7 protein-coding genes and 1 pseudogene are annotated in these 11805 nt (G+C 63.3%); 5 read left to right on the top strand and 3 right to left on the bottom strand.

Features of this window, described 5'->3' with window-relative positions; translation table 11 throughout:
* A pseudogene (locus QZY03_RS16180) lies at positions 1–1850 on the bottom strand (hypothetical protein); the annotation flags it as partial.
* Between the two features lie 55 nt (positions 1851–1905).
* Positions 1906–4539, bottom strand: coding sequence for a hypothetical protein (locus QZY03_RS16175; protein ID WP_295582821.1), 2634 nt, complete (start codon positions 4537–4539; stop codon positions 1906–1908).
* A gap of 325 nt (positions 4540–4864) precedes the next feature.
* Between QZY03_RS16175 and QZY03_RS16170 the strand changes: the two genes are divergently transcribed.
* Entirely contained in the window at positions 4865–5146 is a 282-nt protein-coding gene (locus QZY03_RS16170; protein WP_295582820.1) for a hypothetical protein, read from the top strand.
* Between the two features lie 63 nt (positions 5147–5209).
* Complete coding sequence (locus QZY03_RS16165) at positions 5210–5353, top strand: CDP-alcohol phosphatidyltransferase family protein (protein WP_295582818.1); 144 nt, start codon at positions 5210–5212, stop codon at positions 5351–5353.
* 349 nt (positions 5354–5702) lie between these two features.
* Here the strand turns inward: QZY03_RS16165 and QZY03_RS16160 are convergent, their stop codons facing one another.
* Positions 5703–6311, bottom strand: a complete 609-nt coding sequence (locus tag QZY03_RS16160) for a hypothetical protein (protein ID WP_295582816.1) — start codon at positions 6309–6311, stop codon at positions 5703–5705.
* A 619-nt stretch (positions 6312–6930) separates the two neighbouring features.
* On the opposite strand from QZY03_RS16160, the gene QZY03_RS16155 reads away from it, so the two are divergent.
* The 3 genes from QZY03_RS16155 to QZY03_RS16145 all read left to right on the top strand — a co-directional run bounded on the left by QZY03_RS16155 (position 6931) and on the right by QZY03_RS16145 (position 11301).
* Positions 6931–7689, top strand: a complete 759-nt coding sequence (locus QZY03_RS16155; protein WP_295582814.1) for a hypothetical protein — start codon at positions 6931–6933, stop codon at positions 7687–7689.
* Complete coding sequence (locus QZY03_RS16150; RefSeq protein WP_295582812.1) at positions 7686–10595, top strand: DEAD/DEAH box helicase; 2910 nt, start codon at positions 7686–7688, stop codon at positions 10593–10595. Before QZY03_RS16155 ends, QZY03_RS16150 begins: the two co-directional genes overlap by 4 nt.
* 124 nt (positions 10596–10719) lie before the next feature.
* A complete protein-coding gene (locus QZY03_RS16145; RefSeq protein ID WP_295582810.1) occupies positions 10720–11301 on the top strand; it encodes a Uma2 family endonuclease in 582 nt (193 codons plus the stop codon).
* The last annotated feature ends 504 nt before the right edge of the window (positions 11302–11805 follow it).

Below are 11805 nucleotides of genomic sequence, written 5' to 3'. Positions count from 1 at the left end.
CGAGTCCCTGAGACCGAGCGGCGCGCCTTATCCACCCTACAACGGAGCCGGTTTCGTAGGGTGGATAAGCGCAGCGCATCCACCATCGGCCTCGCTGCCGACACGCTGTTGGCGGCGGCCACCCAAATTTGGAACTGCTGGATGCTGGTGTAGGACAGGCCCGCGGCGGCGGCACCGGCCGGGACAAAGCGCAAGGTCACGCCGGTGGCGGGCAGTCCGCCTAACCGCGGGGACTTGTTCTTGACCGTGATGATATAGCTCAAGTCCTGGTTGGTCTGCGCCTTGGTGGCGGTTGACACGGTGAGGGCCAAATCCGCCACACCGGCCGGTAGGGGTGCGGCCGCGCCGGACAGGTCGCTGCGGGTCACGGATTTCAGGATCGGCCGGAGGTTCTGATCGTATCCCAGGGCGGTGACCAGGCTGAGGTCCCCGGTCGTGGACGGATCGCAGTCCAGCTGACGCGGCAGGTTGGCGACGGTCTCCGCGCTGGGCAGTCCGGTGACGGCGTCGTAACCGAGGGTACGGATCACGCCGTAATAGCCGCTGTTGCCCGGCTGCGCGCTCAAGGCCAGGCTGATCTGACGCCCGTGGCCGTCGCGGTTCAGCGCATAGTAGGCGGGCGACTCGCCGCTCTGCCCGCACCGGCCCGTCACCCCCACCGGGGGCAGGAAAGCATCCGCAATACCCACCAGGTCGCCGTAGTCGTCGTAGTCGAAACCGAGGCCGTAGTCATCGCCGCTGTCGTTGATGGTCTGGCCGTAATAGCGGGTGGTCACCGCCGCCAGGGAGCCATCGGTGTCATAGGACCGCCCGTAGACGGCGCCCTGGTTGTCCGTGATCTCGGTGGGCTGGAGACGGTTGTCGTAGCTGCGCTCGACCGTGATGGGGGGGCCGCCCGCGGCGGGCGTCAGAACGGTCTCGGTCAGTAGAAAACTGGTGGGGTCGAAGGTATGGGCCGCCTGATTGCCATAGGCGTCGGTGGTCGCGGTCAAGAGCCCGGTGCCGGGCGCATAGGTGGCCGTGCTGGTGCCGCCGTTCAGGGTATCCTGGTATTGCACTACCCGGCCCAAGCCGTCGTGGACAATGCTGCCCAAGTCGGTGATCACGCCGCTCACGGCCACTTGGGCGCTCTGCACGCCGTTCTGCAGGTTGTAGGTGCGGATGTCCTGCTGGCCCTGGGGATAGGTGGTGGTCACCGCCCGCGCCCAGCCCTGGTATGCCAGCCCCGTGGTCGTCTTCGACAGCACCTGGTTTGCGTTGTTGGGATCGGTGCCGGCGTTGTAGAAGGCATAGCGGGTGGCGGAGGCGCGCCGGTTCCATTCGTCGTAGCCGTAGGTGGTGTAGGCCAGCAGATTGTCGGCGTTGGACGGCGTGATGGCATTGCCGGGAACCTTGCCGATGGCGGAATACAAGGCCGCGAGGGGAACTGGGCCCAGTCGCTGACCGGATGCCCATAGATTATTCCCCATATTGGTCATATCCCAGCCGGCGGGCACGTTGGCCAGGTCGATGCCGGAGAGGGCCGCGGTGGCGGCGCCGGCGTCGATCTCGGCCTCCGCGAGCAGCAGATGGCTGAGCGGGTCGCTGTGGCGGATGCTGACCGGTCCGAAGATCTTGCCGATGGTGCTCGGCGTGGCGCCGGGCTGATACGCGAAATCCAGGGTGTTGCCGTTGAGGCCGTCGATGAGCCGGCCCTGCGCCAGGCCGACGCTGGGTACGGTGGCGACCCGGATGGCCGCGCCGTGGGCATAGTAATAGTCCTCTTGCTCCTGCCAGCCGCTGCCGTAGCGGACCGCCGCCGCCAACCGGTCGTCGGAGGCGCTGATGGACAGATAGCCCGCGGTCTGCACCAGCGCATTCCCTACCCGTTGCTCGAAGGTGCCGGTTTGGCGCTGGCGCGCGTCATTAGGTCTGGATGCTCTGGTTGCCGTAAGGGTCGGTCTTGCGCACGCTGAACAGCGTCGGCGGCGCGACGGTGCCGTTGATGGCCTGCGGCGTCAGGCTCAGCGCATCGTCATAGGCGGTGGTCGTGCGCTGCTGCACCGGGGTGCCGGGCAGGTAGGTCTTGGAAAGGACCCGCCCATAGGCATCGTAAGTCTGGGCGGTCACGCGGCCGAGGCCGTCCCAGTCCTGGATCGAATAACCCATGGACGAGATCCAGGAACCGCCGCGATTGCGGCCGGCGGTGCCGCCGACCTTGGCCTGGCCGGTCAGCGTCGAATGGATGGCGAGCACGGTCTGCGCGCCGGGGGTGGTGGTAAGGCTTGGCGTGTAACCGGTGGTCAGCGACTCCACGTCGGAAACACCGGTGTCGTCCGCCTGCGTGCGCTGCGTGGCGATGCCGTTCAGCACCGGCTGGGCGCTGTTGCCGGCGATGTAGCCGCCGGTGCCGTCGGTGCGGTAGCCGTAGCCGTAGCCGTAGCCGTAGCTGGTCGCGGCGTCGAAATGGGTCTCGGTGTTGGAGACCGGCAGGGTCATCTGCGCCAAGGCCCAGGATACGCCGTCCGGTGAAGCCGCCACCGCCAGGTTCTGGTAGTCGTAAGTCTCCAGATGGTAGGACGCGCCGCCGTTGCCGATGGCATGGGTCTTGACGGTGGCCGTCAGGCGCTCGTTGGGTGGGTTGGTAGCGGCCGCGGGCACATAGGTCAACTCAGTGACCTGGCCCAGCACCGAGGTCTCCAGGGTGGGGTTGCCGGCGGTGTCGTAGACCCAGGTCTGGGTGGGATAGATCATGCAGTCTTCGGGGTCCCCGGGATCCGACAGCAGGCTGCCGTTCAGCGTGCACAGGTTCATGCCGCTGACGGTGGAGGCCGGCGAGGCGAAGGCCATCGGCAGGGCGGAATAGGTGCCCAACGCCTGCAACTGGGCCGGGGTTTGGGCGGAGCTGTAGCTGGTGTCGGTGATCGGCTGGCCGTTGTTCCAGCCGCCGTTCGCGGTCACCGCGTCGCTCAGGCTCCGGCCGTAGGCGTCGTAGGCCAAGGTCTGGGTGCGGTTGCGGTCGGTATCCGGGTAGGTGGTGGTGACCGTGGTGCCGTAGGTCAGGTCGACCGGATTGACCGTGTCCGAGGACGAACAGCCGCTGCTGTCCTGGTTCTCGTGATAATAGAGGCCGTCGAGCCAGTGATTGAGCCCGGAGCCGTAGGTCTTGTCCCCGGACTTTCGGGGCATGATGAAGTTGGAGTTGTCGCTGTTGCCGAAGCCGAAGTCGTAGCTGGCCTTGCTGAGTTCGGTGCCGCTGCCGTCGACATTCGTGACCGACTGGACCGCGATCTCGCCAAGCAGGAATTTGTTGCAGCCGGCATCGTAGACATCCGCGTTGAACTGCTGGTATGCGATGGTCGTCGAATGGCCCGTGTAGGTGTTGGAGATGCTGCGCAGGACGGTCTGGTTGTTCCAGGAATAGGGCACCGACTGGTTGGTGACGTAGGCGTACTCCACTGCACGGGCGTTGGACAGATTGACGATGGATCTCACCCGGAAATCGGCGCCGGTGAACTTGACCTGATAAATGTCCCGCAGCGTGTCGGTGGCGTCGGCGACCGACACGGTGACGTCGTGGGTGTTGGCGGCGACACGGGCGATCTGGTTGCCCATCGTATCAAAGATGTTGACGGTATGGGCCGCGTTGCCGGTGAAGTCGTCGGTGTAGGCGAAGCGCAGGAAGAGCCCCGTGGGGGAGACGATGCGGGCGATGCGGTAGACGAACAACTGGTCCATCTTGGGGGTGGTGGAGTTGTTGTTCGGGCTGTAGCTCGGCTTGTAGACGTTCGGGCCTTCCCACCCGTAGAGCACCGCGGGAGCGAAATAGTAGGTGGTGCCGGCCTTGTCCTGCACCCGAATGCCCTTTTGGGTGTCGCTCGGTGGGGAATAACCCGCGCCCAGGTCCGACAGCGCGAAGGTCGCGATGGTCAGGAAGCTCGTGTCCTTACTGTACAGCGGCCGCGCGTGGGCGACGAAGGATTCGGTCCAGACGTCCCAGGGCACCGGGTGAATCTCATCGTCGCTGAACCAGGCCATCGGGGTCAGGTACTGATAGGTGGTGTCCTCCAGCGTCAAGGACGCGGTGACATAGGGATGCTGGTCGGAGTTGTTGGACCCCGCGTGGGTGCCGTAGAAGCTGGAGGCATAGGACGTATTGACGAACAGCACCGGCAGGTTGAGGTCCCAGATGCCGCCGGCGTCGTCGTTGCTGGAATTGAGCTGGTTGGTCTGCGGCAGCGCGGTTGGCAGGTAGGCGCTGGCGCCGTACGGGTGGGCGTGGCTGTTGCTGTCGGTGAAGTTCCCGACGTAGCTGCCCGCGCCGTCCTGTTGATACTGCAGGGCGAGGCTGAAGGGCGTCTGGCCGTAGTTCACGTTACCCTTGAAGAAGGTGTAGCCATAGTTCAGCGCGCCCTGCCGTGGGTCCACCGAAAACTGGTCGCCGCCGATAGTGACCGTGTCGTTCCCGACCGGTCCCCCGTCGTCGCCGTAGGCGACGGGGAGCGCCAGGGCCAGCGCGAGAACCATGAGCTTGGTGCGACGCAGCATGGGGCTGTTCATGATGATCACCTCGGGTGATGGCGCGGGTCAGGACGTCGTCCCCGAGGACATCACCCGGGGCGTTCTCCGTCCGCCGACGACCGTTTATCGTGCTCTGTGCGCGTGGCTTGCCGGACCCCCGAAGGCATCGCGCCCGGCTTCAGGGTACGGTCGGCGGCAATATTGGACACGTATCGCATTTGTAGCGCGTGGTTGCGGCGCTCGGAAATCATTGCCTCAATTTCCGCAAGGATAGCAAATGGCCTTGTGAAGCGAGCACATAATTTTTACGCCGTTGGCAGGCGACTCCTGTTGCCATCCCTGGCCTGGGCACAACCCGCAACGGATGGCACAGCCCAACATCGATCCCAACGATTCCGACGCCGGGAAGTATCGGGAGGTCCGGTTCGGAGTCGAGAATACCTATAGCAAGCGACAAAAGGAGGTGGAGGAGTTCGTGAATCGCGGCATCGGCGCTGCGATGATTCAGCACGGCGAGCAATATCTTGAGCGCCATAAGGACGACGTTGTTTTCATTTTTAATCCGACCGGGTCTGTCTTCTATCTCGACGAGTCGGCCTCGTCCATCAAGGAGATTTTCCGCCTGTTGTACCACGTCACCGGGTGAGGGCCGGCTGGGTTTGAATCCCACAGGCACGATCGATGCGTTTTCCTAGGGTAGATGCGGGCAATGCGGCCGACAAACCGCGGCGGGGAGATTTATGGACTTCGCTTCGTCCACCCTGCGGCGTCGGCAACCGATTTTTTCGACGGCTGGCTGGCACGGCGCCTGGACTGCGCGTCCAATCTCGCCATCCAGGAAGCATTGGCCTGATCCAACAGGCCGACGATCATGCCGCGGCGCCTCGCGATGGCCTCGTGACTCTCGCCGAGCGCGGTCTCGATCGTCGTTCCGGCCGGGCGCGGCGGTTCGCACAGCGGACCCTTCGGGTAGGCCGCGATCCGTAGGGTCCGCTATGCGGACCAGCGGCCTCACTGTCGGTGAGATGGCCGGGATTATGATCAAGGCCCTTTTGACAATGGTTCTTTTGCTAGCTTTCTTGGCAACAGATTTGTTGCCAAAGGTGGGCAAGCTCAGCGCAGTCCACCAGCGGCGGCGCGGAATTCGGTAAACTGCGCTGCGCTTGTCGACCCTACGGCCGGAACGATGATCAAGGCTGCGGCTACAGATGCGATGCCTCAGCCGGATGCATGGCCGTCCCGGCCAGTTCCAATTGCAGTTTGTATTGCTTCAACAGCTCGCCGATCAATTCCTGGTAGCCATAGGTCGCGAGATTAGCGGTCAACTGCCGGTCGAATTCAGCGCACATGATTCCAAGATTGCCCAGGTAGGCCAGATCATTGTTCTTGACGCAATAGATGATGTGATTGGTCCAGCAGATCAGGCTGTGGATTATGCAAACTTCATTGTTGTAGTCCACCAGTCGCGTCACGTACACCGGCACGATGGTCGACCAGTCGTTGTGCCCCATTTGATCGCGCAGATGCTTGAACGACACGATCCGCAGGTCCGCGAGATCGACAGCATACTGATTCAGCAGTGCCAAGACCCCATCCGGGAAGCTGAAGCCCTCGTATTCCATGATCAGGTCATGGCAGAGGATGATCAAGGTCAGCTTCTCATAGTCATTGGCAGCGAGCCGATCCTGAATGGACTCGCTGACGCACAGGCTCATGTGAATATGCGGGATGAACGGCATTTTCAGGTTGGTCGAGGCCTTGCTGCCGAGTATTTCCTCCATCCGCTGCTTGATGAACTCCAGATCTTTCATTTGTTTCCCCTGGGTTTATTGTGAGTGGTCGGTATCGCTGCGGAACGCCCGCGCCGCTTCGGTCAGGCGAGAAATCTGACAGGAAGCTCTGGGCTTTGGCCAAGTCTAGCGGGTCGGCTGGCGGATCGGTGACTTGGATGACGAGTAGCGGCTCGCGTTCGTCGACCAGGTGGTAGACGGTTGCCTTGCTGAACAGGGTGTTGCTGCGCTCCAGGATGATGGAAACCCCCTCGCAGCGCCTGTCCATGAGGCAGGCGCGATGGCGATTTGGTGTCTGAGACCGAGGAACGGGCCAACAGGCGGGTGAGGGCTTCGTTACGGGCGGACTAGCGCGCGGGCAGGTTTTCCGAGGTCATGCCCGCTCCCGGACTCGGATGCGCCGGCACCACCCGCACAGGAGCCATCCTTCGCTCGCTCCGACTATCGCCCGGTCGCGATCATCGCTAAGCTAGTGGGAACTTCGACGGAGTCGACAGGGGGCGTCGCTTGGAAGGTTGCGTGGCAGTAGCGGACACCGGTCCTGGAAGGCATCGCTGGATGGTGTCCCGGTGTCCCGGTGTCCCGGTGTCCCGGTGTCCCGGTGTCCCGGTGTCCCGGTGTCCCGGTGTCCCGGTGTGCCGTGGGTTTGGATTCCAATGGCGGCGCAGTCCTGGCAGCGCTTGTCCGGCGCGCTCGCCAGTCCTACGGGGAGCAGTTCCTCGACAATCTCCCGGAGCCTGACGGCGGCACCGAACTGCGTTTCGATCTGGGCGCCATCAGGGGGGCGATCCGAGCCGGGATGCCTGATCCGAATGTCGAGCTGCGCAAACCCCAGGCACTCAGGAACTACCGGTCCGAGGTGGCCGAACTGATCGCCCAAGACGTTCTGGCACACGCCTATCAGGTCCAGTTCCCGGCCAGTCCCCAGGCGACCAAAGGCAACGCCAACCAGCCGGTGCTCGGATTCGACGGGTGGGGATTGCTGGATCTGGACGACGGCGCGGCGGCTTTGGTCTTGGTCCAAGTCAAAGGCTCCGACCACGACCAGCGTCCGCCCGATGTGGCCCAGGTTCTCGTTGAAGAATGCTGTCGGGTGCCCCGCGAGCCCGACAAACTCTGCCGCGCCCTGACTGCCATGTTCGCCTTGCTTCATACAACGGCCTTTGCGCCCAAGTTGCTCGCCATGCTGGAAACCCTGGGTCGGGACTCGTTTCCGCCGCTCGTGGTCTGTCCGGTGATCGTCCGCGGGGTCGTTGAGGCGCACTTGGACGACCTTACGTCCTTGCGCGGAGCCGAGTCGCGATTCGAGCCCGCCGGGGTGCGTGGCCTTTGCGTCTCGCTCGGCGCCCCACTGGAGCCCTTCGGGCGTCGTGTTTTCACGGAGGCACGCAAGCCGTGAGTGCGGTCCTGAAAGACCTCTACGCGACCCCCGAGATTAGCGAACTCGTCCGCGATGTGGACGGCGCGCGCCTGGTTGCGGCATTGGGGGTGCAATCGCACCCGGCGGTTCGACCAAACCCCGTAGGTCGCTTGCGCATTGCCGCTGTTGCCGGGTTGCAGGACGCATTGGCCAGCGCAGACCTGTACCGGCAACAGCGTGGAACGCCAGCTGACCCCGGGCCGCCGGACCTTAGCGTCTTTCAAACCTGGGACGCCTATCTTGAGGCATTGTCTGCCGCGGGCGGCACTCCGTCCCTCGATGATCTCCTGGCCTATGCAGCTGCCGGCTATCTGGCCCGCCGCGACACTGAAGTCCGCGCTTTCCTGCGTCGTGTATCCGGCTTCCCAAGCGGGGGTGACAAACCTTGGCCCGAGCAGGTGCGCGATGACGTCGCGCACGCGCTCTTAGCCATTGCGCGACAGGGAAGTCGTGCAGACCTCATTGAAGGAAATGCCATCATCGATCGACTGTCCGCCATTCAGCAAGGGCATGACAGTCAATGGCTTGAGTCGCGTAACGGGAGCGGGCGGCGCGATGCACTCACCCTGCTGGGTTTCTACCACCTAGCCCAACTCGCGATGCGACTTTCCGAATTCATGCTGGCGGGGTCGGTCGCCGACGCTTCCGGAGAGCGGCGGGACTTGGAGCCCGAACTCAAGCGCCTGTTGACCAGAGCAGAGGACTATCTGGAGGCCGCCGGGGATCCGGAGGCATTGGCCTGGCTAGCCTCGGTCAAGGTCGTCGCCTGGCGGCTCTATTCGGACTCGATCTGGAAGATCGCTCAGGGTCTCTATCCCCGTATGAACGAGCTCTTGAGTGCGCTCATGGCCGCCGGGCGGGAGCACCCGATCTTCAGTTTGATGCCGTCTCAACAGGAGGCACTGCGGGAAAGTCTGCTCGACCCGGTGCGGGTTTGCGTGGTCTTGCAGATGCCGACCAGCGCCGGCAAGACCCTATTGGCGGAGTTCGCCATCCTGCAAAGCCTGCAATCATTTGGTCAAGATTCACGGGTCCTCTATCTGACGCCGACGCGAGCCTTGGCAACCCAGGTACGCCGAACGCTCAATAGCGATTTGCGTTCCCTGGGGATCGCGGTATCGGCCGCCGGCGGTGCCTTTGAGGAGGATCCCTACGAACTCGGCTTGCTCCAATCGGCAGACGGCGTGATCGTGGCCACGCCGGAAAAGACGGACCTCCTGCTGCGTGCCCATCGTGGCTGGTTCGACCGGGTGCGCTTGATCGTTGTCGATGAGGCCCATCTGCTGAGGGATGGGGAGCGGGGTGTTCGCCTGGAGTTGTTGCTTGCAAATCTCCGCCGTGAATACAAAGACATTCGCCTGCTACTCCTCACCCCCTTTGTCGATAACGCCGTTGAGATTGCTACCTGGCTGGGCGGTGACCGCGGTGCCCCCATCAACATCGCCTGGCGTCCATCCCGACTGATGATCGGACTCGCCAAGCTCGCCGGGCGCAAGCCTAACCGTGCCTTCGAGATTGCCTGGCGTGAGCCGCATAGCGAGCGGCCTGACCCGCGGCCATCAAGACTCCCGGTGGCCGCCGATTCCGGGCCGCTCTTGACGGCTCGTGAAAAGCTGGTCTATCTGGCGCGTCGCTTTGTCAACTTGGGACCCGTGCTGGGTTTCTTCAGCGCGAGCAAGTCTAATCCAGAGAAGGCGGCGGCCGAGATTGCCGAAGGTTGTGACCTGCTTGACCCCGCGAAGACGACACCGGGACTGCGGCTCGCTATCGCCTTGGCCCAAGCTGATTACGGTACGGACTCGGTTTTGGCGCGTTGCCTGGACCGAGGGGTTGCCTTCCACCACGCTGCCCTGTCATCGGAACTGCGTTTCCTGATCGAAGACCAAGTCCGCGCCGGTACTATCAGGTTCATCGCCGCGACTTCGACCCTGGCGCAAGGCATGAACTTCCCCGTCAGCACCGTACTGGTCCATTCAGTGTACAAACCGTACGGCGGCGGTGACCTAACCGCCGGTGAATTCTGGAACATAGCCGGTCGCGCCGGTCGCGTCGGCATGGCCGACAAGGGGCTCGTCGTCTTCGTCAACCAGGATCACCGCAGCCAATGGGAGGGGTACGCGGACGCCCTGAGCGATGATATCCGCTCCGCCCTGTTGGACGTACTTGCGAAGGCGAGTGAGGCGACGACCCTCAAGGATGCCTATCGTACCTTCAGCTTCGATTCCTTGTATGCCGCCATTCGCCATGATGCATTATTGCAGCAAGGTCCCGGCGCCGTTCTCGCCAACAAGGCGGATGGCATAGAACACCTCATTGAGGCGCTGCGTTGGTTGCCCGAGTTGAATCTCGGGATCGGCAAAGGAGCGGGTGAGATGGATACCGCGGCCGTCGCGCGTGTTGTGCAAGGCTGGATGGACGGCACCTCGGTACAAGACCTTGCCATAGAATTTCCCGGCAAGGGACCGGACGACCGGGTGCGTCAAGCCGGCGTCTATGTCCACAGCACGATCGCCATGACGGTCGCCTGGGGCGCGCACGCCTATCTACGCGGTCTGGGACTTTCCAACAGCGCGGTCATGGATGCCAGTACGGACGAACAGCAGATGTTGCCGGCCTACATCCAGTACGGGGTTCGCACACCGGAGGCAGCCGTCGCCGGACTCTTGGGAGTCCCCCGCCAACTCGCCGAGGCCGTGGGTGCCGACTATCGGGATCAGCACGGCCGACTCGATCCAAAGGATGCCGGCCGGCTCAAGGACCATGTGGAGCGCTCCGATCGAGCTGATTGGAGCCGCATCCTCGGGCGTTCCACCTTGGCTGGCCGGATTGATCCCGGGGATGTCCGGCTGGTGTGGCGGCAGATGCAGGGGTTGACCGAGTCCTGACTGTCCCTGTACTCGCCTGCGGTTGGCCTCTCCTGTCTGAGCCTGCTTGACGCGACTGAACCGAAAGCGGCCGACCCGGGCGCGGGTCTATACTCCGCCTCATCCCCAACCGCGGAGCTGCCCAATGTCCCTGCAACCCAAACTGCAACTGACCTTCGATGACTGGCTGGAAGGCGAGCGGGCGTCCCTGGAGGGGCGCAGCGAGTACCTGGACGGCGAGGTCTTCGCCATGACCGGGGCGAGCGTCGAGCACAACGCCATCGTCGTCAACATCGCCAGTGAACTGCGGACCCAGATGAAGGGCCGGCCCTGCCAGGTCTACGCCAACGACCTGAAGGTGCGCATCCGCCCCGCCGACGCCGGCAAGTACCCGGATTTGATTGCCCTGTGTGGCGAGCATCAGTTTCAGGATGGCCGCCGCGACGTGCTGCTCAATCCCAGCCTGATCGTGGAGGTGCTGTCGGACTCGACCGAGGCCTACGACCGCGGCAAGAAATTTGCCATTTACCGCCAAATCCCAAGTCTCAGGGAGTACCTCCTGGTCTCCCAACACCAGGTCCAGGTGGAACTGTTCAGCCGAGGCGACGATGGCCGCTGGACCCTGTCGGACTATTCCGCCCTGACCGACAGCGTGCCCCTGCCCAGCGTCGGTTGCACCCTGTCGCTGGCGGAGGTCTACGATAAGGTGGATCTTAAGCCTGCCTGAAGCCGCGCCGCGGGCCTGGCGCCGGTGCAGGCTGCCGCCCGCCCGACACCCAGCCCGGTGGATCCCAGATGCGCGCTCTCGATCAACTCCACGCTCCGGCACCGGCACCGGCACCGGCACCGTGCGCCGGCCTAGTCGCACATCCACGGGCGGCCGAAACGCGCCTGACCCAAGGAACCACCCGTGGCAGAACAAAAAAGCGCGTTAAATCCGGAGAAAATTTGTTGTTCTATCGATCGGGATCGGCTAATTGATCACCGACGACCCCGCGGTGGCCGCAACTCGCCCCCGTTGTTCTCGCGCCCGACCTTCCGAACGATCCGACCTTCCAGGAGTACTACTCTGCTGAAGTTTCCTGTTTTCAATTAAGCCACGAGCCGCATAATTCTACTTCGTTAAATTTAAAGTCATGAAAGATATACATAATTTGAATAAGATGCGAGCTTGATTTGCGCTCTTGCGAACAGCCAAGCGGATGAACCGATGCCTCCCGAAACCAGCCCT

It is taken from the genome of uncultured Lamprocystis sp. (assembly GCF_903933125.1).
Taxonomy (GTDB): domain Bacteria; phylum Pseudomonadota; class Gammaproteobacteria; order Chromatiales; family Chromatiaceae; genus Thiodictyon.
Note: the sequence above shows the minus strand (reverse complement) of the source record. Positions and strands in the feature narration are given on the sequence as shown.

What these genes read in the sequence shown, in the direction of transcription:
- QZY03_RS16175 (WP_295582821.1), bottom strand. Translation starts at nt 4,539, where the DNA reads ATGAACAGCCCCATGCTGCGTCGCACCAAGCTCATGGTTCTCGCGCTG.
- QZY03_RS16170 (WP_295582820.1), top strand. Translation starts at nt 4,865, where the DNA reads ATGGCACAGCCCAACATCGATCCCAACGATTCCGACGCCGGGAAGTAT.
- QZY03_RS16165 (WP_295582818.1), top strand. Translation starts at nt 5,210, where the DNA reads ATGCGGCCGACAAACCGCGGCGGGGAGATTTATGGACTTCGCTTCGTC.
- QZY03_RS16160 (WP_295582816.1), bottom strand. Translation starts at nt 6,311, where the DNA reads ATGAAAGATCTGGAGTTCATCAAGCAGCGGATGGAGGAAATACTCGGC.
- QZY03_RS16145 (WP_295582810.1), top strand. Translation starts at nt 10,720, where the DNA reads ATGTCCCTGCAACCCAAACTGCAACTGACCTTCGATGACTGGCTGGAA.